This is a genomic window from Pedobacter sp. MC2016-05, from assembly GCF_026239735.1.
GTDB lineage: Bacteria > Bacteroidota > Bacteroidia > Sphingobacteriales > Sphingobacteriaceae > Pedobacter.
This window is the reverse complement of record NZ_JAPIVT010000002.1, coordinates 385,177-408,180: the sequence shown is the minus strand read 5'-3', so window position 1 is coordinate 408,180 and position 23,004 is coordinate 385,177. Positions and strand designations below refer to the sequence as shown.

The 23,004-nt window shown below is 35.9% G+C and carries 27 protein-coding genes and 1 tRNA gene; 6 read left to right on the top strand and 22 right to left on the bottom strand.

Annotated features, from left to right (window positions below; all coding sequences use genetic code 11):
* Positions 1 to 69: 69 nt before the first annotated feature.
* The 9 genes from OQZ33_RS04835 to OQZ33_RS04795 all read right to left on the bottom strand — a co-directional run bounded on the left by OQZ33_RS04835 (position 70) and on the right by OQZ33_RS04795 (position 6,913).
* On the bottom strand, positions 70 to 345 hold the full coding sequence (locus OQZ33_RS04835) for a DUF6620 family protein (protein ID WP_265797932.1): 276 nt from the start codon (positions 343 to 345) through the stop codon (positions 70 to 72).
* Positions 320 to 634 carry a DUF6620 family protein gene (locus tag OQZ33_RS04830; protein WP_265797931.1) on the bottom strand — a complete coding sequence of 105 codons (315 nt, stop codon included), beginning with the start codon at positions 632 to 634 and terminating at the stop codon, positions 320 to 322. The genes OQZ33_RS04835 and OQZ33_RS04830 overlap by 26 nt, the downstream gene beginning before the upstream one ends.
* A 159-nt stretch (positions 635 to 793) precedes the next feature.
* Entirely contained in the window at positions 794 to 1,822 is a 1,029-nt protein-coding gene (locus OQZ33_RS04825) for a hypothetical protein (protein ID WP_265797930.1), read from the bottom strand.
* Positions 1,823 to 2,082: 260 nt separating this feature from the next.
* Entirely contained in the window at positions 2,083 to 3,564 is a 1,482-nt protein-coding gene (locus OQZ33_RS04820) for a hypothetical protein (RefSeq protein WP_265797929.1), read from the bottom strand.
* Between the two features lie 95 nt (positions 3,565 to 3,659).
* Positions 3,660 to 4,373 (bottom strand): hypothetical protein, encoded by a 714-nt coding sequence (locus OQZ33_RS04815; protein WP_265797928.1) that lies wholly within the window; start codon positions 4,371 to 4,373, stop codon positions 3,660 to 3,662.
* Positions 4,374 to 4,573: 200 nt separating this feature from the next.
* The gene (locus tag OQZ33_RS04810; RefSeq protein WP_265797927.1) at positions 4,574 to 5,197 is read right to left on the bottom strand and encodes a hypothetical protein; all 624 of its coding nucleotides are present in this window, start codon (positions 5,195 to 5,197) and stop codon (positions 4,574 to 4,576) included.
* A 170-nt stretch (positions 5,198 to 5,367) separates the two neighbouring features.
* A complete protein-coding gene (locus OQZ33_RS04805; RefSeq protein WP_265797926.1) occupies positions 5,368 to 5,556 on the bottom strand; it encodes a hypothetical protein in 189 nt (62 codons plus the stop codon).
* A 346-nt stretch (positions 5,557 to 5,902) separates the two neighbouring features.
* Complete coding sequence (locus tag OQZ33_RS04800) at positions 5,903 to 6,100, bottom strand: hypothetical protein (protein WP_265797925.1); 198 nt, start codon at positions 6,098 to 6,100, stop codon at positions 5,903 to 5,905.
* 21 nt (positions 6,101 to 6,121) lie between these two features.
* Positions 6,122 to 6,913, bottom strand: coding sequence for an SDR family oxidoreductase (locus OQZ33_RS04795; RefSeq protein WP_265797924.1), 792 nt, complete (start codon positions 6,911 to 6,913; stop codon positions 6,122 to 6,124).
* Between the two features lie 125 nt (positions 6,914 to 7,038).
* Here OQZ33_RS04795 and OQZ33_RS04790 point away from each other — a divergent pair, with 125 nt between their 5' ends.
* A complete protein-coding gene (locus OQZ33_RS04790; RefSeq protein ID WP_265797923.1) occupies positions 7,039 to 7,398 on the top strand; it encodes a winged helix-turn-helix transcriptional regulator in 360 nt (119 codons plus the stop codon).
* Between the two features lie 357 nt (positions 7,399 to 7,755).
* Here the strand turns inward: OQZ33_RS04790 and OQZ33_RS04785 are convergent, their stop codons facing one another.
* From OQZ33_RS04785 to OQZ33_RS04775, 3 genes are all read right to left on the bottom strand, one after another.
* Entirely contained in the window at positions 7,756 to 7,926 is a 171-nt protein-coding gene (locus OQZ33_RS04785; protein ID WP_010602219.1) for a hypothetical protein, read from the bottom strand.
* Positions 7,927 to 7,960: 34 nt separating this feature from the next.
* Positions 7,961 to 8,034, bottom strand: a tRNA-Cys gene (locus tag OQZ33_RS04780).
* A 69-nt stretch (positions 8,035 to 8,103) separates the two neighbouring features.
* The gene (locus tag OQZ33_RS04775) at positions 8,104 to 8,850 is read right to left on the bottom strand and encodes a TrmH family RNA methyltransferase (protein ID WP_265797922.1); all 747 of its coding nucleotides are present in this window, start codon (positions 8,848 to 8,850) and stop codon (positions 8,104 to 8,106) included.
* A 110-nt stretch (positions 8,851 to 8,960) separates the two neighbouring features.
* Here OQZ33_RS04775 and OQZ33_RS04770 point away from each other — a divergent pair, with 110 nt between their 5' ends.
* Positions 8,961 to 11,255 (top strand): BamA/TamA family outer membrane protein, encoded by a 2,295-nt coding sequence (locus OQZ33_RS04770; RefSeq protein ID WP_265797921.1) that lies wholly within the window; start codon positions 8,961 to 8,963, stop codon positions 11,253 to 11,255.
* On the opposite strand, the gene OQZ33_RS04765 is transcribed toward OQZ33_RS04770, so the two are convergent.
* On the bottom strand, positions 11,256 to 11,687 hold the full coding sequence (locus OQZ33_RS04765) for a 2'-5' RNA ligase family protein (RefSeq protein ID WP_265797920.1): 432 nt from the start codon (positions 11,685 to 11,687) through the stop codon (positions 11,256 to 11,258).
* Positions 11,688 to 12,032: 345 nt separating this feature from the next.
* On the opposite strand from OQZ33_RS04765, the gene OQZ33_RS04760 reads away from it, so the two are divergent.
* Positions 12,033 to 12,983 (top strand): DUF3829 domain-containing protein, encoded by a 951-nt coding sequence (locus tag OQZ33_RS04760; protein ID WP_265797919.1) that lies wholly within the window; start codon positions 12,033 to 12,035, stop codon positions 12,981 to 12,983.
* 70 nt (positions 12,984 to 13,053) lie between these two features.
* Here OQZ33_RS04760 and dnaJ read toward each other — a convergent pair whose 3' ends face one another.
* From dnaJ to OQZ33_RS04725, 7 genes are all read right to left on the bottom strand, one after another.
* Complete coding sequence (gene dnaJ / locus OQZ33_RS04755) at positions 13,054 to 14,217, bottom strand: molecular chaperone DnaJ (RefSeq protein WP_056849567.1); 1,164 nt, start codon at positions 14,215 to 14,217, stop codon at positions 13,054 to 13,056.
* A gap of 91 nt (positions 14,218 to 14,308) precedes the next feature.
* Entirely contained in the window at positions 14,309 to 14,890 is a 582-nt protein-coding gene (locus OQZ33_RS04750; RefSeq protein WP_265797918.1) for a nucleotide exchange factor GrpE, read from the bottom strand.
* Positions 14,891 to 15,165: 275 nt separating this feature from the next.
* The gene (locus OQZ33_RS04745; protein WP_056849569.1) at positions 15,166 to 15,849 is read right to left on the bottom strand and encodes a cell division ATP-binding protein FtsE; all 684 of its coding nucleotides are present in this window, start codon (positions 15,847 to 15,849) and stop codon (positions 15,166 to 15,168) included.
* A 1-nt stretch (position 15,850) separates the two neighbouring features.
* Complete coding sequence (locus tag OQZ33_RS04740; RefSeq protein WP_057932355.1) at positions 15,851 to 16,054, bottom strand: hypothetical protein; 204 nt, start codon at positions 16,052 to 16,054, stop codon at positions 15,851 to 15,853.
* Between the two features lie 51 nt (positions 16,055 to 16,105).
* Positions 16,106 to 17,449, bottom strand: coding sequence for a gliding motility-associated C-terminal domain-containing protein (locus OQZ33_RS04735; protein ID WP_265797917.1), 1,344 nt, complete (start codon positions 17,447 to 17,449; stop codon positions 16,106 to 16,108).
* Positions 17,450 to 17,676: 227 nt separating this feature from the next.
* Positions 17,677 to 18,006, bottom strand: coding sequence for a hypothetical protein (locus OQZ33_RS04730; protein ID WP_265797916.1), 330 nt, complete (start codon positions 18,004 to 18,006; stop codon positions 17,677 to 17,679).
* Positions 18,007 to 18,061: 55 nt separating this feature from the next.
* Positions 18,062 to 19,078 carry an acyl-CoA reductase gene (locus OQZ33_RS04725; RefSeq protein ID WP_265797915.1) on the bottom strand — a complete coding sequence of 339 codons (1,017 nt, stop codon included), beginning with the start codon at positions 19,076 to 19,078 and terminating at the stop codon, positions 18,062 to 18,064.
* 78 nt (positions 19,079 to 19,156) lie between these two features.
* On the opposite strand from OQZ33_RS04725, the gene OQZ33_RS04720 reads away from it, so the two are divergent.
* Complete coding sequence (locus OQZ33_RS04720) at positions 19,157 to 19,507, top strand: 4Fe-4S dicluster domain-containing protein (protein WP_056849573.1); 351 nt, start codon at positions 19,157 to 19,159, stop codon at positions 19,505 to 19,507.
* Between the two features lie 94 nt (positions 19,508 to 19,601).
* Here the strand turns inward: OQZ33_RS04720 and OQZ33_RS04715 are convergent, their stop codons facing one another.
* Complete coding sequence (locus OQZ33_RS04715) at positions 19,602 to 20,855, bottom strand: serine hydrolase domain-containing protein (RefSeq protein WP_265797913.1); 1,254 nt, start codon at positions 20,853 to 20,855, stop codon at positions 19,602 to 19,604.
* A gap of 11 nt (positions 20,856 to 20,866) precedes the next feature.
* Positions 20,867 to 21,316 (bottom strand): universal stress protein, encoded by a 450-nt coding sequence (locus tag OQZ33_RS04710; RefSeq protein ID WP_265797912.1) that lies wholly within the window; start codon positions 21,314 to 21,316, stop codon positions 20,867 to 20,869.
* 110 nt (positions 21,317 to 21,426) lie between these two features.
* Between OQZ33_RS04710 and OQZ33_RS04705 the strand changes: the two genes are divergently transcribed.
* Positions 21,427 to 22,212 carry a C40 family peptidase gene (locus tag OQZ33_RS04705; RefSeq protein ID WP_265797911.1) on the top strand — a complete coding sequence of 262 codons (786 nt, stop codon included), beginning with the start codon at positions 21,427 to 21,429 and terminating at the stop codon, positions 22,210 to 22,212.
* Between the two features lie 33 nt (positions 22,213 to 22,245).
* Positions 22,246 to 22,962, top strand: a complete 717-nt coding sequence (locus tag OQZ33_RS04700; RefSeq protein ID WP_265797910.1) for a carboxypeptidase-like regulatory domain-containing protein — start codon at positions 22,246 to 22,248, stop codon at positions 22,960 to 22,962.
* The last annotated feature ends 42 nt before the right edge of the window (positions 22,963 to 23,004 follow it).

Sequence of the window (23,004 nt, the reverse complement as noted above, 5' to 3'; positions counted from 1 at the left end):
AAAAGCTATTCGTATCCGTGTTCGAATTTCAAGCATGCATAAAACAGCTAAGTAATTATGCGGCTTGGTTTAAAATTCCACATCATCCGCCAGATTACCCCCTTGTTCTGCTGCAAAAATTTCCGCATATTCCTTTTGCTTTTCTTCTCGATATTTATTGAACAAGTCTAAAGTTTCAAAAGGCTCATCATTCGTGATAGGCATCCATTGCATCGCTACGGCCTGGAAGTCGCCCAGGTTAATCCCAAATTTTTCTTCGATCCATAGTGCCCCGTCAACACCATATTCATAAGCGGCTTGCCTGGCACCATTTAATTCTTCATAAAAATAGCGGTCTGTCTTCATTTTTTCCAGGTTTATTGCACCTTCCTCTGTAAGCGATGCCTGTAAACCCCCAAGTTTTGGATGCTGATCGGCCTCCGAAATATTTTCCAAATTCCATGGTAACTTCAAATGTATGGTCTTCCTGCATCCTAGTAATCCAAATTGCCGAAGCTTCTTCAAAAACTGCAGGTTCGATACCTAGTAGTTTGCAAATGTCTTTCACATCAATTGCAGAAGCCATTTTTGCTGAAATTGCCGCATAATCTTGTATGCTTACCCCGTGAATAGGTTCTAATAATGGATTGCTCATGGCGATAAAGTTTAGTTGGTTTGGTTATTATGATCTCTTAATAAGCTGCCGCGATGATGGAAGTAATGGCCTCGATAATTTTTATAGTTTGCGAATTCATCATTTATAGGTTTTGGATTGATAAATTAAACTTTAGGCTATAATAGTGGGTTTAAAATGTTATTGAGCAATGGAAATATTTTCAGAGAGTAAATAATTAAAATTCAAAATCTTATTCATCTCCGTTTTATTGTCCACATTTTCCATTCGAGATCGATATGCATCGCCATAAATGAAAATATGTGTATTTTCTATTTGATAGTATTTTAAACAGAACAAAGACTGCACAACTGCTTGATTGCTACTTTCATCAAATACAATTTCGTAACCGATAACACTATTTTTGTCACGTTTATAAGTTAAGATATTGGGCTGGCTTGCCAAAAAGCTATCGATATTAAAAGCTGTTGTATCTGTCGACATCCAGATGGTAAGTTGCTTTAATCCGAAATCATTTTCTTTATGGTGAAGATCATAAATAATAGAGCGATCTATTAAAGTTCCAATTTTGATGTTCCCAAAAACCTGATTTTTTAAGTCTCCTGATTCTTTAATCTCGATTTCTTTCGGGATTTTAATGAGAATTTCCATTCCATGATTATTTATTAAGGTATCTGTTTTTTGCGGCAGTTTAGTGATCGGGTTGAGAACAATTTGAGGGTTTTTGCCTAGCTCAAGCTTCAAATTTTCAATCTTTTTTTGCATTTCTTTTTGACGAAGGACTGCATCATTAATACTTTTAAGGTATTCTTCCTTACTGATCTTCTTAAACTCTAGAATCGTATTTTTCGAATCCGACAGTGTGGCATTATCTTTAAATTTGATTTTGAAAGCATCACCATCAAACTCGTTTGCATAGATCTCATAATAGTCCTTATTAGGAATTTGGAGCTGACGGAAATTTTTGAGTTTTTTTGTTTCGATTGTGAATTTTTCAGGAATTTCAAAAAAAAGGCTATCATTTCGCTTTCTAAAGTGGAAATTATAGTCTACTACCTCTTGCATCAGGTCGCCGTTGAGCCCCCTAAATGGTTCTTTATTTTCTCTGTAAATTTCACTCACTTTCCAGTAGCTTTCCTTTTCCTGAGAACTACAACTTATCAATAAGAAAGTAAAACAAAGCAGTAATAACGTTTTTATTGCACTCATGTCTAAGGGATTTTTTTAATTCAATTTAACATTACATAAGATAAGCGTTAGCGCTTATCAGAATTAATATAATTAGGATTCGCAAGCTTTATTTTAGAATTTGTCGGGGTTCATCTATTATTCGTTGCAGAGATCAGAACTTATAATATCAAAACTGGAAATCTGAAACTCTAAATAGTTGCCCTGTAGGATAAGATTTTTCTAAAACCTTTCAATCTTTAGCGGCAATCGATGAAATAATTATTAGATTTTGCAGATGATTATTCCAGGATCTTGACGTTAAGATGCAGATCTTTTATTTTCACTATTTGTGCCCTGCTGATTAAAGAAATACCATCCGTGATCAAATCAGGATTTACAGCTTTCATTTTATCTGTAAAAACGTTTTTTAAAATTAACTCATCAAAAACTGCATATTCCAGATCGCCCTTCGTTACACTGCTATAGCCCCCTATATTACCTAGGTATATGATTGATTCGCCATCAGTAAGGTAATTACTTTCTGGAATTTGCCTTAACTTATCCATTTTCAGCTTTGAAGTTTCAACAGGCATTCCGTTAAAATAAAGTTTGTTTTTATATTGCATAAACCCGTCTAAAGCATACGTTTTGATATACTTTTCTTCAAAAACCTCATTTTTCTTAGTTTCTGGATTGTAAAATAGTACCTGCTCTATTTCCACTTTCTTTTTGTCTGTCAATAGATAATTTTTATTGTCAGTTTTGACAAAGAGCCCTGGGAAAGTATTTGGGTTATACTTATTGAAGACTACGGCCTTACCTTCTCTTTGGAAATATAGAGAAGGGGAGAGGATCTTCTGAAGATTAGTGTTGGAGTAAAGGCTGGGATACCAAATACCATAATAGCCGTTTTCGTTACGTCCACTATCATCATAGCCGTAATTTAAATCACTATATATCGATTTTCCATCCGTAATAAATGATTCTGTATCATTAATTTTAATTTCGATTATTTTACGCTGATCTATATTTAGCTTCTTGATGGAGCTATCGTCAATCGCGAAAACCTGGTTGTTGTAAGAGAAGTATTTTTTAGAAATCACCGGTACTATATTGCTTCCATTCATCAGCTTCTCCGATTTATCTACATGGTCGTCATAATAGCCTTTTGAATTAATTTTAGAATGCTGCCCAAAGAAATAGAGCCCGTTTTTATCATAAAAATAATTTGCAGCAATATGTTTCAAAGATGGCTCATCAACTGGTATGGCTACCGGAGCGAGCTCATATGATTTAATATCGAGGAAATACAGCTTTCCATCTGTTTTGGATTTATACACAAAATCATTAACAGCAGTGAAATTTGAAATGTCAACTTTGACAGCCTTAATTCGTTCAGATGTATAATAAATATTTTTGTCGTCTCTACAGAGGAAGTAAAACTCATCCCGTAGAATGATTTTTAGCTTGTCTAAATCAAATTTGAAAGGGAAGTATTCTTTAAAAAAAATGCTGTTCCCAATGGCAAGTAAAGTTGTCTTATTATAATCAATTTTTGGATCTTTCTCAAAAGTGAAGCCATCCCAATTTGCGCCACCAATCATTTTATAAGCCCGAACCTCTTTTAGTTTGGGCATGATCATGTAACCTTCTATCACGAACTGACTCACGGTATCTGTTGAGAGCTGGTTATTCTGGTGATTTGATTTTGCTTCTTGTCCGTTGCAAGAAGCCAAGACGATTACTAAGTTCATTAGTGTGATAAGCTTTACTATTTTCATGTCTTTTTGCGTTGATTGATTTAAGAACGAATAGCCAACGAAGGCTAGTTTAAATTCTAATCGAGGTGGACTTTAGAAATCAAAGATTAAATATGCTAAGCCACTAGACCCGATACCCTTAGATTTGGATAACGATCACCCAACTTTTTAAGGAAATCATTGCCAATAATAATTTCTTCAAGGTTTTTTTGTACGTTCAATGAAAAAGCACTTAAACCCGTGTTAGGATAGCTGAACAACAATGCAGAAAACAGGATAAGCTCTATCGGACTTTCGTCTGTAACTAACGAAATTCTTAAAGCTTTAACTTGATCTCCTTTTTGCCTGGCATATGCTTTTATTGTTCCTTCAAGTGGAAGTTCTGTAATTGATGAGACCAGCAAACGAGCAGGTTGAAAAACAAAATGGCTGGAGATTTCGCCATCAGTATCTGTGTCAAACAGGTGTAAATCATCTCCGCTTAAAACCAGATATTTCGGGGTTTGAACGGAACGAAATCTGACTGTTCCTAACGTTTCCATTCCCTTTAAGCTATCTTTTAGGCTATCTTTAATAGAATCTCTCGTCGTGTAATTTAGGCTGGCATAATTAAAGGCATCAATCATTTTGCCTTCCATCTGTTCACTGATAAAGGATAGCTGTCCATTTAAAAAGTTGTTTTTATAAATGGCGGCTTTATTCATTTCTGCGCTAAAATTTGTGTTGATAAACATCTCTGCTTGCTTCTTCTTTTTTACCTGCATAAAATAGAAAATGCCTCCGTATATAGCCACCATGGCAACGAGAACGATAATAAGTGTGGCGCTCATGTCTTTTAGTTTAGTAGTGTATGTAGATTAACTAAATAAAAATACATCTTGATGCTAGAAGAATAAGACGTTGTTATTATCCGTGGACCTTTATTTTATATTCGTTCCATTCTGTTTAATATTTGAAAATGAGAGTGGGAGCGCTTTTTCCATATTTCGGGTGAGTGCGTAAAAAACTGTAATACCTAATGTCGGTGGTCTCAGTTAATGGCGATATTACCAGAGGCTTTGTTTAATACAATAATGCTTGGGCAACCAAAAGAATGGTACTCAAAACCGAAAATAACAGCTGGTTTGTTTTTAAACAGGTAACCTGCCCATTGATTTTCTTCTTTATTTCCGGCCACAAAATTTAGAGGAGCTATTGATGATCCCTCACTATTTTTAAATTTCTCATTTTTCAAAACTACTTTACCTTTTATGCTGATTGCAATAAAATGCCTCTCGGTTATGGTTCCATCGGTTAAAATATCTTTGATATAGTAAATAAGTGAATCATCTGTAAAACTATAATAGGCTACTTTATCGCCCTTTGTTAACTTATTAAGATTCGCAATAGGGAATTGTTTTTTATCGATTTCTTTCCATTTTACCAATTGCATTTTCCCCGGCAAAAACGGATTATTGCTACCGATGTATACTAATACATTATCATAGTAATTTAAAGCCGATTTTTTTAATACTTTGTTTCCAGTTTCAAAACCAACCATGTAATCCCATATCGTAATTTGCTCACCTTTATCTGCGTAGGGCGTTAAGTGTGCAACAGCTTTTAATTGAACAACCGGAGTTTTAAGCAGTTGGCTAAGTTTATAATCGTACATAAATACCGTATCTGTTTCTTTTATAAGCGTTGCTTTCAGCAGTTTTTTAAGGTAAGAAGCTTGAAGCTCGAAGTACTTTAAATTATCGAATGAAATGTTTTTTGATTGTTAACGTAAGTTGATGGTATGGCTAAAGTGTCGTTATAGATATTAGAAACGCAAACGAAAGCTTATGGGTTTTTATCGCCCATGGCAACTACCTTGAAGATAGCAAGTTGGTTTCTTGAGATCTGTGATCTGCCTATAGTATATCGAACAGCGCCATCCGATAGGTTTGCATTATAAATATTTTTGCCAGGCTCATAATTTGATAGCAACCTTAAAGTAATTGAAGCCAGGGTAATCAATTTGTACATCATAGCACTATTTAATTGGTTGCTTAAAATAATGCTTAGTTAATTTAAATGGCAGGTAAATTAAAATTCGTTTGGCCATGTAAAGAATTCAAAGATAACCAATTGTCATTGGTTTTAAAGATCTTTTCCCAATACCGCTAAAATGAGCAAATCAATTTAGCAGGTTTGGGAAAAGAATTGATGTCGATTAAGAATTGAATTATTCAATTTGGCTAGCGGCCTATTTTTAATTAACCAGTAATTTTTAAAGATTGGATCAAACCGTTTTTTATTTCCAGGTGATATGCCAAAACAATAGGACTTCCGGGGAAATTACCAGAAACTTCAGTTTTTAATATTTGATCGGCATCTAAATATTCGAGTGGTGCATTAAGGCTTGATATTGTTTGTTGGCCTTTTGTATCCATATTTTAATTTCTTGTTTTCCGGTGTGTGTTTTTCCTTCGTCGAACACTACTGCTGTTTCTGTAAAGCAGTTGGCGTATGCAAGGCTATCAAAATTGTTTTGCGCCTGTACTAAGTCGGTGATTACTTTTGGTAAGTTCATATTTTCTGATTTTTTAAAATATTAGATTGTGGGTACTGTTCCGCCGTCAATTACAAAATTGGTTCCTGTTAAATAATTAGCTCTTGGCGAAACTAAAAAGCCAACTAATTCCGCTACTTCTTCTGGTTCTGCAGGTCTGCCAAACGGTATCCCACCCAAGGCATCCATAACACCTTGTTGAGCTTCTTCTATGCTGCTGTTTGCGTTTCTTGCAATTTCACCCAGCCATGCTTTCGATGCTGTAGTATTGATCCATCCTGGCGATACAGTGAGTACTCGAACTCCTTTTGGCGTCACTTCATTTGATAAGCTTTTACTGTAATTTATCAATGCTGCTTTTGAAGCTGCGTAAGGCAATGTAGAATCATATAATGGTAGTTTCCCTTGTATAGAGGCGATATGAATAATGACTCCACCTTTTCGTTCAATCATTTTTGGCAAAAAGCCTCTGTCTAATCGTACAGGAGCAAGCAAGTTAGCTTGCAGCGTCGATTCCCAATCCTGATCTTTTAATGCAGCAAAACCACCAGCAGGCGTTATTGAAGAACCAAGGTTATTGACTAAAATATCAAGCCTACCATAAGTAGAAAGTACTTCGTTGACTACTTTTTGTGAATCTTCTGCCTTGCTCAAATCGGAAGAAATGAAATGCAAATTGTTATTTTCTTTTTCAGGTGCATTTCGTGCCGTAATAATAACGGTTGCGCCAGCTTGTAAAAGCCTTTCCGCTATCGCTTTTCCAGCTCCTTTTGAACCTCCTGTTACCAAGGCAACTTTGCCAGATAGTTCATTGCCAAAATTAAATTGTTCCATTGTATAATTATTTATGGGCAAAATTGGTGTATGCAAAAGGTTTGAACAAGTACGGAATATCGAATTGCATAGAGTTAAATTTTTCCCCTATTGTACAATTTAGAACATTGGACTAAGTTTGCTTTATGAAAGACAGAAAAATTCCATTGAACCTAAATTGTGGCCTTGATTTAATTGGTGAGGTGCTTTATGGCAAGTGGAAAATTCGTTTGTTGTGGTTTATTGAACAAGGACATAAACGTCCCAGTGAATTGCAAAGGAAAATACCAGAGGCTTCACGCAGGGTTCTAAATATTCAGTTAAAAGAATTGGAAGAACACGAATTAATTTCAAAAGTTATTTACCCTGTTGTTCCTCCAAAAGTTGAATACAGTTTAACAGATTTTGGAAAAACCTTAATTCCTGTAATTTCTGCTTTGGGTAACTGGGGAGACGAAAATGAAGAACGATTGCGAAATATCATTTTAAAAGTAGAGAATCAATGATTTGCCAATTTGATCATGGATTATATTGTTAATGGCACATCACGTCGGCTTTTCAATTCTGGCGGGTTCAGGTGTAGCTGTTTAAGTTATCTCCAAAATTTTAAATAGTTTTTGAAAAACCCTATTAGCAGTTTGGTCTTTGTATATTATTTGTTAGAAAATGGAACGGATATTAGGTACATCCAACAACTTCTCGGACATAATAGTTTAAATACGACGCAATTTATACCCACATAACCGATGTTGCAAACCAGAGGGTTCAAAGCCCACTTGATTTTTAACAAAAATTATTGCATAAAAAAAGCATCCTTTGATCAGAAGGATGCTTTAAATGCCTTTGAGAAAACTCGCTAAAAACTATTTTGCTAAACCAGCTAAAACAGCATTGTTTTTAGCTAATTGATCGTTTTTAGGTTGAGCAGAGCGACTTCCTAACTCAATGTTAGTTGCTCTTTTTAAAAATGCTACCTCTTGGTGAGCTGTGTTTTTATTCCTTCTGTCTTTTCTTTTTAATCTGGTAACTGCCATGGTAATAACCTTTTAATTATTTTATTTGTACAAATGGAGGTCGAGAGCGGATTCGAACCGCTGTAGAAGGTTTTGCAGACCTCTGCCTAGCCACTCGGCCACTCGACCTTGAAATTCAAGGTTGCAAAAATAGCAATTATTAATTAGTGCGCAAATAATATCTTAATTATTATCAGTCTAATTTTTAACCCGAACTAATTCAGCGCAAAAAATTGCTGCACTTACTGCTACATTTAGAGATTCAGCCACTCCAATTCGGGGTATCGTTACTGGCTTATTTATTTTACTGATCACCTCACTGGAAATTCCTTTCCCTTCATTGCCTAACACAATTAAGCCTTCGTTGTCCCAATTGGTTTTGTAAATAGATTCGCCATCCAGCAAAGCACCAAAAACTGGCAAATTGTTGTGTTCTAAAAATAATGGAAGGTTTTGGTAATAAATTTCAACCCTGGCCAGCGAGCCCATTGTGGCTTGTACAGTTTTAGGGTTATAAGCCTCTACAGTGTCTTCAGAACAGATAATCTTATCAAAACCGAACCAATCTGCAGTTCTAATAATGGTACCCATATTGCCTGGGTCTTGAACGCCATCTAGCACCAAAGTAAATTGATTTTGCAACGATTTTGAATTTATTTTTCGGTCTTTCGGCATATGTAAAATCGCCAAAAAACCTTGTGGCGTTTGCAAAGTACTAATCTTACCTAATTCAACGTTGTTTACTTCAAATAAGTTTATATTTGCAGGCAATTTGGGTAACAAATTGGATTGTTCGCTGTTGTAAAATATGCTGTGGATTTGGTAGCTGGAATGGATAAATTCTTGAATTGATTTTATGCCTTCAACCAAAAATAAACCGTGCTCTTTACGATATTTTTTTTGATGCAATGACTTTATAAAACTAATTTGAGACTTTGAAAGCATACCAATACTTGATAAATATAAAACTGAAAAGCACTGCAATATTACTATTTATTATTGTTTTAATTCAGAGCTGTTCTTCTACAAAGTATATTCCCGATTATCAATCAATTGTGAAAAAGGTTACAATTGATAGTGTAGATGCGCAATTCGAAGAGCAGGCTTATAATTATGTTCAAAAAGATATTCGTCCGCCATCGGCTTTTAGCATAAACGTACCGCTATACAATTTGTTCAATACTAAAGATGGCCGTTATAAAACCAATAACATCAAACCCTTTGGTACGCCTCCGGCAATTTTGGATAGTGCACTGGTAGAAATATCAAGAAATCAGATTCAAAAATTTTTAACGGGTAAAGGTTATTTCGATGCAAAGGTTGCCGCTGAAATTAAAGTAGAAAACAAGAAAGCAGAAATCGACTTCAAGGCAAGCCAGGGTAAAGCATCGTATGTAGCAAAACTGAGCGACTCCATCTTTAGTAAATCAGTCAAGGATGTTTATGATAGAAATAAATCGAGCTTTACGCGTTTACATCCAGGAATGCGCTATGATGTAGATTCGTTAACTTATGAACGAGAACAAATTTACCGGGTGATGAAAGAAAATGGCTACTTCTATTTCTTACGTCCTTATGTAAATTTTGATGTCATTGAAACAGAACAGCCACAAAAAGTAAATTTGCGTTTAAATATTACCAACCCAGCCACGGGGCCGCACAAACAATACAAAATCGGCACAACCTATATGATTATCGCTCCCAGTACGGATGGTTTTCCAGATTCGTTGCGTAATTACGTAAACAGAGATACTACTGGCGGTGTTTCATTTACCGATTTGTCCAAAAGATATAGAAGAAACCCTATTCTTCGCTATGATTTCTTAAAACAGGGCGAACTCTACGACATCAGAAATGAAAATTTAACCTACGATCGTTTGTACGAATTGAATATTTTCAAAAATGTTAAAATTGATTATTTCAATCGCGATAGCACGGGCAATAAAATAAATCCAATTATCATGGTTACGCCCCAAAAGGTGATGAGCAATAGGATAGAGGGTGAAGTGCCTTTTAATGGTGGTACAGTGGGTATTAATATTAGTAATACTTATACCAACAACAATTTATTTAGGGGCGCAGAGCGATTTGAGTTTCAGGTAAAAGGCGGATTACAATCTCGGATAGGCAATGGAACATCTCCATTTAGAGATATTTATCAACGCGATTTCTCGGTTAGTGCAAGTATTACCGTTCCACGCTTAATTATTCCATTTTACAACCCGGTATTGGGGGGAAATGGCATGCCGCATACTACATTTTCGTCCAGTTATATTTATGCCTTGCAGAAAGATGTCTCCGTTCGAAATATTTTTATCAACTCGATCACCTACGATTGGTTTGAAACAAAATCAAAACTGCATTCCTTTACGCCTTTAAATTTCGAATATCGTTTTGGTAATTTAAGCGATAGTTTGGATGTAAACGAAGTGGCAAATAACCTTTATTATGCAACGTTGTTAAGGCGTCAGGATTTAACTTTAGGGATGAAGTACAGTTATACCTTAAATGCAGATAAGTTAAATCAATTGCGAACGTTCTTTTATTTAAGGGCAAATATTGATATTGCTGGAAACCTTTTGCAAGGCATTTCCAAGCTTGGCGGATCGGATAGCGATCCGGCCAATGACAATCCTGCACGTATTCTCGGTTTGCCTTTTAACCAATATGTTAGGCCAGAGGTAGATTTAAGATGGTATAAACATTTGGGAGGAGAAAGGCAGTTTATTGCTCGCCTAAATACTGGAATTGCCTACTCTTACGGGAATTCTATTTTAACAGGTATTCCGTTTGAGAAACAGTTTTTTGCCGGTGGATCTAGTGGTTTAAGGGCTTGGCAGGCTAGAACGGTTGGGCCTGGTAATTACAACAGAGAAGTTATTGGCTCAGAGACATTAAGAAAGGCGTTGTTTGGCTTAGATCAATTGGGAACAATGCGCCTTGAAACCAATTTTGAATATCGTTTTACACTGGCAAAAAAGTTTTTTGGGGCAACCTTAAGAGGAGCAGCATTTTTAGATGCTGGTAATATCTGGAATGTTCGTTTAGGGGAATCAATCAGTCAGCAGGTTACCGAATTAGATGAACTAACCGTTTTTAAATTGAGTAGACTGGCTAAACAAGTGGCTATCGGTACTGGTTTTGGTTTGCGTTACGATGTACAGTATTTTGTTTTCAGGTTTGATGTAGGTTTGAAATTAAAAGATCCACAATTTGGGAGTGGCGATCAATGGGTAATCGGCAAAATGTTTTCGGGATCAAAAGCGTTTAAAGAACAATATAACTTAACGCATGCTCCAGATACCTATCGATTTGTTCAGTATAATTTTGGTATCGGTATGCCTTTTTAATCAACCAAAAAGTGTTAGTGGTTTTGGTTTTTCTGATGGAGATTTAAATGGGATTTCTTTAAAGGCCTGCCATCTTTTGCCATCATGTTTATAAACTGAAAACGCTGAAACTAAAAATTTCCTTTTAAACTTACGATCCTTAAACTCAGTAATAAGTTCCCGGTAAACGTCTGACTTTAGGTCTCTAAATGCTAATGTTACGTGTGGATTAAATTTCGGCCTATTTTTTTCAATTAATTTCATCGGCTTAAGTTCTTCATCTATTTGTTTTTTCAAATTCATAATGCCTTGATTCTGTTCTGCATCAATGTAAAATGTATGTTCTGGAAAGGAATTGAAATTCAATAAAATTTGATCAAACGACTCGGAATAAGCGGCATTATTTAGTGCGCTGAAAAAATTTTCCTCTTGCGAAAGTGAGGTTATCTTCACCGGATCATATTAAGTAAGGTGTACAGGGCGTTTAAGAGATTCGAAAACTTCAAATTTTGCAGAAATAAAATTTCTTAAATCATCAATGTCATCCATAATGTCTTTTGGAGGGATTAAACATACCAAAAACAAATTTTCCATATCTAAAATTACTAAAATAATTAGTAAAAACAATGTTGAAGTGAAAATAAATTTCGTTTAAAGGCGAATAAAATTTAGTTTTGATGAGTCATCCCTCAAACAAAGCATTTGTTTCAACAAACATCCCGAAGCTATCATTGTTAAGCATTTATTTAAAAACAACTGTCATTTAATTAATAAATCAGATATAAACAAAAGCTAAAGATGAAACTACCGATTAAACTACTAATTGTCGCAACAGCGATTTCATTCTCTGCATGTAAAGGTGGGGATAAAAAAGATGGAAATGCTAAAACCGGATATGCCGAGGCCAGTAATGATGAGGCCAATCAAATAGTAGAATATAACAACGTTTTAGTTGCTTACACAGATAAAAACAATACTTATTTGAAAAGCATGGAGAGCAATGTGCAGCGCATTGCCAGAGGACTGGAACAACCTAATAATCAATATGCGTTTATAGGTATTATAACACCTTTTTCGGTTCCTCATTTTAGCAAATCAACCATGAAACCTGAAACGCCACCAAAAGTTTTAAGCGGTGAAGATCAGAAGTTTTTTAAGGATAATGTATTGGCACTGAATGAAACATTTGAAAAAATGAAAAATACGTATAAATCGCTTGATGAATATATTAAAGCAGAAGATTTCAAAGATGATAAAGGTGTAAAAGGCAAAGCGCTTGTTGATTCTATTTATGCAATGAGTAAAACTTATTACAAATATGATGATCAGCTATTAACGAAATTAGAAATAATTGGTGATGATGCAGAACGAATTATTTTGAAAACGCATCCCCTTAAAGAATATATTTTTGCGATGAAAGACGACCGTAAAGCGGTAGCTGACTTCAATAAACTAATTTTGGAATCGAAAAATTATAAAGATGATGAAGGTAAGATAAAGACTGCCTACACCGCATTGGAAGCACAAAACAAAAAACATACAGAAATGGATGCTCCAAATGCAGCTAAGTATCCAGGTAAGGATGATTCTTTCAGGCGTTTTAACGAAAGCTTTAAAGAGTTTTTAATAGAAACCAAAAAGGTGATGAGGGATGCTGCAACATCTGGTAAAATAACAGAAAATGATACAGAAGATTTAATTAGAAAGCACGAATATATGCGCACTAGCTACAACAGTTTTGTTGACTAGTTGGAGTGCCTGAAAATGAAAAAACCGATAGCGAGAGCCATCGGTTTTTTTATGTTCTATCGATAATTAATTACTCAAAATATTCTTTCATTCTTTCGAAGAAGCTTTTATCGTTTTTACCGGGTTGCGGCTTGAAATTTGGAGATTCACGTAATTTCTCAAGTGCACTGCGTTCATCGCTACTTAAAGCTTTAGGTGTCCAAATGTTGATGTGAATAATTTCGTCGCCTCTGTGGTAAGAGTTTACTTCTGGTAAACCTTTTCCTTTTAAGCGTAACAATTTTCCGCTCTGCGTTCCAGGTTCGATTTTAATTTTCGCTTTTCCATCAATTGTTGGTACTTCAAGGCTCATGCCCAAAGCAGCATCAACAAAACTTAAATGTAAATCGTAAACTATGTTATTGCCTTCGCGTTTTAATGTTTCGTGAGGAATTTCTTCAATTAAAATAATCAAGTCTCCTGGGATACCGCCATTTGGTGCTGCATTACCTTTTCCACTCATGCTTAACTGCATGCCTTCGCTCACACCAGCAGGAATGTTAATGGTGATGGTTTCTTCGCCACGTACAACGCCATCGCCATGGCAAACATTACATTTTGCCGTAATTTGTTGACCGCTACCATTACAAGTAGGGCAGGTAGAAGCGGTTTGCATTTGGCCCAAAATGGTATTGGTTACCCTACGCACTTGTCCGCTACCTCCACAAGTACCGCAAGTACTTACAGATGATTTGTCTTTTGCTCCAGAACCATCGCAAGTTTTACAAACGATTAATTTGTTAACCTTGATTTTTTTCTCTGCACCATGGGCAATCTCTTCAAGTGTTAACTTAACTTTAATACGCAGGTTAGAGCCTTTAGCCACCCTGCGGCCGCCGCGTTGCTGGCCACCGCCACCACCGCCAAAAAAGCTTTCGAAAGGATTATGACCGCCAAAAACATCTCCAAAATTACTGAAGATGTCATCCATGTTCATTCCGCCGCCACCATAACCGCCGCCACTGGCCCCCCCAACACCCGCATGCCCGAATTGATCGTAGCGTTGCTTTTTTTCTGGGCTACTTAACACTTCGTAAGCTTCGGCTGCTTCTTTAAATTTATCTTCAGCAGCTTTATCGCCAGGGTTTTTATCTGGGTGATACTTAATGGCCATCTTGCGATAGGCTTTTTTTATCTCGTCCGCAGCCGAACTTTTGCTAACGCCTAATACGTCGTAATAATCTCTTTTACTCATCTTCTTTTTAAAATGATTGAATTTTGAATGATCGAGTGATAGAATGTATAATCATTCAATCCTTCACACATTCTAACATTCAATAATTAATTTACGCTCCAACTACAACTTTAGCGAAGCGAATTACATTATCATTTAATGTATAACCTTTTTCAACTTCATCAATCACTTTTCCCTTTAAATCTTCGGTAGGTGCAGGAATATTGGTAATTGCCTCATGAAAATCTGTATCAAATGGTTGATTGATGCTTTCTACATCTTTTAAACCTTTTTGAGATAATGTATTTTTCAGTTTAGTACTCACTAATAGAATTCCTTCTTTAACTGGTGCAACATCTGCAGCAGTTTCCATGGCTTTTAACGCCCGATCAAAATCATCCAAAACAGGTAATAATGATACAATTACATCTTTACCAGCAGTTTGTAGCAACTCTACGCGTTCTTTTTGAGTACGGCGTTTGTAATTATCAAACTCGGCATATAAGCGCAGGTATTTATCGTTAAGATGTTGAACTTCTGCCTGCAATTTTTCTTCTGCAGATAATTCTGGCGCTTGTTCAGTTTCTTTTATAGTGGCATCAGTATTTTCTGCATTTTCAGCAGCATTTTCTGATGAATTTTCAGGATTCATTATATTTTCTTCTTTATCGTTATTTTTCTTCTTATTAAACATAATACTAGGCTGAATTTTTTTGTGTTAATCTCAACTATTTTGCCATAAACGTAAATCAGCCAAGCTGTCAGATTTATGTGGTTTTATCTGAACAGATTGACAGAAGAAATACGATTGTAGATTTTTGATTTACGATTTGGCAGAAATCAAAATGGATGGACTTAAGTTTGTGATTCCAGACGACGGTTTTAATAGGTTTGATTTTGAAATAACCAAACCTAAAATTCTTACGGCAGGTGCCGGATCAAAAATCGTAAATCTAAACTCTAAAATCATTAGGCTATTTGTGCGCCTTCGAGCACCACTCCATTTTCGCATTTAATAATACGGGATGGAAAAGTGCGGATAATATGGTAATCGTGGGTAGCCATTAAAACCGCAGTTCCGCCCTGGCTGATTTGCTTTAAAAGTGTTACAATTTCTTCCGAAGTTTCTGGGTCTAAATTTCCAGTTGGCTCATCGGCCAAAATAATTTCCGGGTCGTTAAGTAAAGCCCTTGCAATTACAATCCGTTGCTGTTCGCCTCCAGAAATTTCGTGTGGCATTTTCTTTATCTTCGAACGTAAGCCCACTTTATCTAAAACATCTTTAATACGCTCGTCAATCAGTTTTTGATCATTCCAACCTGTGGCTTTTAAAACAAACTCCAGGTTCTTTTCTATGGTTCTATCCGTTAACAACTGAAAATCTTGAAAAACTACGCCCAATTTTCTGCGTAAAAATGGCACCTGGCTTTCTTTTAAGTTTTTTAAATCGAAACCGGCAATATTTCCCTCGCCGTTGCCAATGTGTAAATCGCCATATAAAATTTTCAGTAAGCTACTTTTACCCGAACCTGTTTGACCGATTAAGAAAATAAATTCATCTTTTTCGATGTGTAAATTTACGTTTGAAAGTACTAAGTGTTTCTGTTGAAAAACATCAACATTGCTTAAATGAATTACTGCGTGTCCTGCCATTTTATATTTCTAATTTAGCAATTTGCCCAAAAGGCAAATCTTTAACCATTTCCATAATGTACTCTTGTTTGTCGCCCAAACCCAGTTTTTCCAAAGATTTATCTGGCCGATCTACCCTAAAGTAAGCCAGTAAGGTAAACTTATCATCTCGTAATTGTACGTAATCTGGAATTTTGGCGATGCCTTTAACTTTAACGATATACATTGTGCTCAAAAATAGCATTTCAAAACGATAAGCGAAAGCAAGAATGGCTTTTTATCTAATCAGATTGATCCAGCCTCTAAAGGTTTCAAAATCTTCATTAAAATAAATGGTGTAATAATAAACTGCAGACGGAAGATCTCTTCCATTCAATTTTCCATCCCAAGGTTTATAAATTCCATTGCTTTGATAAACAAGTTGTCCATTTCTATTCACAACCCTAACAATAGGGTTTGGAAATGCCAATGCTGCCGGTATATTCCAAGTATCATTTACTGAATCGCCATTTGGCGAAAAGGAGTTGGGAACTACAATTTTTGGATACACTTTTATAAAAACTTTATCGGTAATGGTGTTGCAGCCTAAATTAGAAATGGCATGCAAGGTATAAGTTATATCTCCTGTGGGCTTGGCTATTGGGTTTAATTGTGATGGATCCTCCAAGAAATCGTTCGGTGACCAATAATAAGTAAAATCATTTCCCATAACTTTTCCATTTAGCGTAATGGCTTGTCCTAATATGATTTTTTGATCTAAGCCGGCATCAACAATAGCATTTTTATTTACGTTTACAGTTATTTCAGCGGTTTCTGTACATGCACCATTTGATACCTTTACGGTGTAAATTGTGGTCTCAGTTGGAGATGCAGTTGGATTTGAAGAATCTGGATCTGATAATCCTACTGCTGGTGCCCATTGATAAATTGTTCCACCTGATGCTGACAGTGCAACAGAAGTGCCTTCGCAAATGGTTGTCTGCTTAAAATTGGTAGCCACAACTGGCGGTTCTAAAATGGATACGGTGGTGGTTGCAGTTGTGGAGCAGCCATTTGTGGCAACTGTAACCGTATATTCTCCAGCCATTTCCTTTGTGGCATTTATAATACTCGGGCTTTTTTCTGTTGATGAAAAATTTGGTCCCACCCAACTATACGATGTTCCGCCGGAAGCATTTAACTGAATGGTTTGGCCGATACAAATTGGGCTAAAATTTTCTGCAACTGCTATTGGAAACGCCGTAACATTAATAGTAAATGGTGTGGTTGCAACCCTGCAAGTTGCTAAGCCAATGTTTTCTGCCTCTGCGGTAATTAAACGATATTGGTAACTACCAGCCACTGCATTAACAAAGCTAACCAAATATTCTTTACCTACCTGTTCAGCAATATCATTCCAACCATTACCGTTATTGGCTTGCCATTGGTATTTTGGGTTCTGGTAAACATCATTTAAAATGGTTGCTTTTAATAAATAATTAGCGCTTTGGCCCTCACATAAGTTGGTGCTAATATTATCAGTATCATTTATTGTTTGTGTGATGATGGGACCACAGGCTCGGAAAGTAATGTCATCCAATGCCAAATCATTTCCTGTTCCCCCAGGATTTTCATTCGTCATTTTTAAAGTTATTACACCCAGGTTTGTTGGCGTAGTAAAAGTTAATGGGTATCTAATCCAATTTGTCGCACTCCCTTCAAGTATATCTGGCGTAATAAAGGTGCCAATTATTACCCCATTATTTTCTATAGTAAATTTAACTTTAGGCTTTATTCCGGTATTTCGAAGAATATTAATTATCCATGCAGAGAATTCATAAGTTGTGCCCGGACATAAGCCTGTAACAGTTATTGGTAAAAAATGCCTGGACTATTGGAGGCATTAACCACCATCATATATCCATTTGGATCATTCGGGGTATGATTAACAATATTCTGCACCCAACCTGGATTTAAACCTGAAATTGTTTTTGCTAAAGTGTAAGAGCCATCGTTTGGGGAACCAGCTATGTAATTGTAATTCGTAATTCCATTATTTAGGGGAGGCCCGAAAGTACTTACTCCAGAACCAAAATCAACATTTACGATAGGATCTCCCAAGGCTCCACTGCATTGCGCATATATTTTACAATTGACGAAAATAAACACAAGAATGAAAAATAGTTTCGGATAGCGCATTGCTTAAAAGCCTTTTAGCGAATATCTAAATTAAATTCTATAATTTTTTGCTTAATCAATTAAGGCTATTCAAAAATTCGACGGTACTTACATTATCAGCATAATCCCAGAGCTTAGGGTGCTGACTTTCGCCAAATGGGAATGTGTTAATAGTCAAACTTTCCTTCGTAACAACACATTGAATGTTATCTGCCTGCAAACTTAATTTTTCTTCTAGTTGTTGAATACTTTCATATTCTTCATAAAAAATAACAGCCAAAGGCGATGCCAAACTTTCATCCTGTTTTAATAATAGGAATCCATTATCGTAATGTTTTGCCGCATTTACCAAATAGATAGATTTATTATAATCGTAGTTGTTATTATATTTAAAATGATTAATAATGGGTTGGAAGCTTTCAATGCCTTCATAAAACTTGGCAATATCGTAGCCCTTAGGAAGATATATTTTTGAAACATTTCTACAGCCTAAACCAAAGTAGTCGAAAATATCATTGCCCAAATTTTCGATATCTTCCTTTGTCTCAGTGCCATTAATTACAGCAACGCTGTTTCTGTTTTTTCTGATGATGTTTGGCACCTTGCCAAAATAATAATCAAAATACCGCGATGAATTATTACTTCCAGTAGCGATAACTGCATCGAAATCTTTTAATCGTTCTACATATTCAATTTTACTTGCCAATGCCGGTTCAATGTTTATCAACTCAGCAATAACAGCTTTGATTAATTTATCATCAGATGAAGAAAGCTTAATCATGGCAATATTTCCAGAAGCAATTACACTCAAAACATCATGAAAACCAACCATAGGAATGTTGCCTGCCAGGATTAAACCAATCTTTTTTGGTGAAAAACTGAAGCTGATTGTTTTGAACCACTGTTCAACATCAGCTTCGTTTAACATCTCTGCAAATGAGGATAAAGACTTTTTTATATTTTCTACGGTAAACCAGGCATTGCTGTTTTCTGCAGCATAAATTGCATTTCCTAGTATGTCAGTAGGGTTTGTAAGCTTTATTCCTAATTTTTTGAAGGCAATTATTACTTTTTCTTTAGTTAAACCTGACATATTTAGAATTATTATTAAGTGATTAAGTACTATATTTGCATCGCAAAGGTAAACTAAGCAAAAGAATTAGACGAAAACATGGCAATTAAAATAACAGATGAGTGTATAAATTGTGGGGCATGTGAACCAGAATGTCCTAATAACGCAATTTACGATGCCGGTACTGCATGGCGTTTTTCTGATGGTACAAATCTAAATGGTATCATCGATTTTGGTAATCAACAAATCGAAGCTGATTCTTCGCAAGAAGCTGTTTCTGATGAAGTTTATTACATTGTATCTGATAAGTGTACGGAGTGTAAAGGCTTTCATGATGAGCCACAATGTGCTGCGGTTTGTCCGGTAGATTGTTGCGTAGATGATGAGGATATTCGCGAAACGGAAGAAGAGTTACTTGCGAAAAAAGCTTGGTTACACCAGGAGAATTAAGATTGTGACTATACGATTTCAGATTACATCAAAAAATTAAGGCTTAAGAATAATATAAATCCCGATGAAATTCGGGATTTTTTTGTGCCAATAATTATCGAATAGCCTGATAAACAAGCGATTTAAATTGCTCGCTCAACTTGCCGTGAGAAAGTGGCCATTGTTGAACATAAATTTGAGCAACAATTTTCTTTTTCGGATCTACCCAAAAGTTGGATCCAAAAAAGCCTCCCCAGCCATATGAACCGGCGCTTTGGCCGAGTTTTTTACTTCCTTTATCTGATATCACTTCAAAACCTAAACCAAAATAATTATCGCCAAATGGAATATTGCCAATTTGGTTTGTGGTCATCAAATCTACACTTCGTTTAGACAATATTCTTTTTCCATTTAATTCACCATTATTTAACAGCATTTGGAGAAATAAACCGTAATCTTTTGAAGTAGAAACCAAACCGGCACCGCCAGCAAAATAGCCGTTATTATTGATTGGATAGTTAACGGTTGCACCTGGAAACGCACCATCTACCCAAGGTTTTACAGTTTTTGTAGTTTCATCTTCGGTGTAAACCGTTGCTAATCGATCTTGTTTCTCTTTGGGCAACGCAAAGTAGGTATCTTTCATTTCCAAAGGGCGGAAGATTCTTTCTCTAAAAAATTGATCCAGACTTAAACCTGAAGTTACTTCAACTAATCTCCCTAAAACATCTATAGCAAGACTGTATTGCCACTTTTCACCAGGCTGCAAAGCGAGCGGCAACTTTCCTAATTTATTAATTTCGGTTTCTAAAAGTTTTTTATGGATCACAAACCCAGCTTCAATACCAGCTTTAGCATATATGGCGTTCATCTCTGGCGATCCTATTTGCGCATATCCTAAACCTGAAGTGTGGGTAAGTAAATCCCGAATGGTTATTTCGCGTCTAGCTGGTACGGTGGTATAGCTACCATTTTTTTTATTGTACTTATCAAGCACTTTCGGATTTTTAAAAGCAGGAATAAATTTAGAAATGGGATCATCTAGCGTAAATTTTCCTTCGTCAAAAAGCATCATCACCGCTACACAGGTTATGGCCTTGGTTTGCGAGGCAATTCTCAAAATATCATCTGTTTTAAACGGACGATTCAGTTGGTTTCCATAAGCCTTGTTATACACTGTTTTCCCATCAACAGCAATGTTTGCAGTGATGCCTTTAATCCATCCGCTATCAAGATATTGTTTGAAAAGACTATCAATTTTAGAAAGTCCTTTTGACGATATCGAACTTTCAACCTCATTTAGTTGTGCATACGAACTATTAAACGTAAGCAACAGAAAAAATAACGGTGCGTAAATGAATTTTTTCATAAGGTGTCTTCCTAAATGTCGCATTTATTAGGAATAATCAATACCGGACAAGCAGATTTTCTTGCCACATGCTCAGCAACACTTCCCATTAAAAAATGATACAAGCCAGTTCTGCCGTAGGTTCCTATCACAATTAAATCAGATCCCCACTCATCAGATTGTTGAATAATGCCGTGAGCGGCCGTATCTACCACACTCAAATAAGTTGTTTTTATCCCATTACCGAATTTAGTTTCCATCTCTTTCAGTAAGATATGGCTGTTTTCTTCGCTGTTATCGTAAGTTTCTAAAAAAACAGGTGCTAACGTTAGATCGGGGTTTACATTGGCTGGGATCGGCTCAATAATGTTTACCAATGCAACCTCAGCACCAAACTTTTCGGCCATATCATATCCGGCTTTTGCAGCTTTTTCCGAACAGGTGCTATTATCTACAGCAATTAATATCTTCTTAAAATTCATAACGAGCAGATTTAAATGTGAACATCGTAAAAATAACAAATTTGAATACAAAATGTTAGGCATTGATTGTAAATTGTTAGTTTTACTTCCAATTCAACGAGCAGAATTAAATGGAAAATCAAAACGGTATTTGTAGAATTGCAGTAGCTCCTTTGAGGGCTGAACCATCAGATAGAGCAGAAATAGTTTCGCAGTTGTTGTTCGGCGATCACGTAGAGGTTATTGGAAAAGACGATAGATGGTGGCTAGTAAAAAATGGCTACGATGGCTACGAAGGCTGGATGGATTTTAGGCAATTGGCTGCAATTTCGCATACACAATTTGTAGAAATGAATAGCTGTGAATTATTGGCTCCTTTAAGTTTCAATAATGTTTTGACAGCTGCCAATGGTAGTGTTTATCATTTAAGTCCGGCGAGTAATATACCGTATTTAGCTGATGGCTACTGTTTTGCTGGCCAGGAAAAATTCAAGGTTAACTTTGAGCCTCATGATACATCGAAGAGAGATTTTAAAACTGAAATCGAATCCACAGCTAAATTTTTTCAGAATATCCCTTATTTATGGGGTGGCCGTAACCTTTTCGGTTTTGATTGTTCTGGATTTGTACAAACTGTATTTAAACTGTTAAACATTAAGTTAAACCGAGATGCCTCACAGCAAGCAGAACAAGGAGAGTTGGTTGGTTTTTTAGCGGAAGTTAAACCTGGTGATGTAGCTTTCTTTGATAATGCTGAGGGTAAAATTACACACGTTGGTATTATGCTGAGTCCGAATGAAATTATCCACTCATCAGCAAAAGTTAAAATTGATCCAATTGATGATCAGGGAATTTTTAATAGAGAATTAGGCGTTTACAGCCATAAGTTGCGAATTATTAAAAGGTTTGTGGAATAAATAATAAAATTGCATCATGCTGTAAACTGATTTATGGCAGCACCGTCTACAATTTTAATTAACAATCCTTGTAATGAGAAATGGTTGAGCATGCAGGCCGATCAGTCTGGGCGATTTTGCAGTTCATGCCAGAAGTCGGTTATCGATTTCACGCAATTTTCTGATAGCGATTTAAAGTTTTGGTTTACCAACAATCAAAATACAGGTTGCGGAAGGTTTAATCCTGAGCAAATTAATCGATTGATTGATGTGAAAGCAAACTTTTCTTTCAAGCAATTTAAACCGAGTTTGATTGCAGCATGGATGGTTGCTTTTTTAAGTTTTCCAAAGCTGGGCAATGCGATTGGTAAATCTTATGCTACATATCAAACTGACGAGAAGAGATACAAAACAGAAAAAAGAACAGCGCTATCTGGAAAAGAGCTTATCACGATAAAAGGACGAGTTATTGATAGTGATGAAAATTTGCCTCTTGTTGGTGGAAATGTTAGGGTAAAAGGAACAAGCATTGCTACGGTTGTCGATAAAGAAGGTAATTTTGAATTGAAAGTAGATAAAAATGACTTCAAAAATAATTTGGTGTTAGAGTTTACTGCGGTAGGATTTGAAAGCCGAAGTTTCAAAGTAAATCTTAAAAAGACTGAAACTATCACTGTAACTCTGAAAATGAAATATGCTATACTAGGTGGTTTCGGAGTAATTAAAACTCCAACTATCTTAAATCGATTCAAAAGCATGTTCAATGGTTAAATAATTCGGTTCCCTTGCTTATCATCCCTGATAAGAATAAAA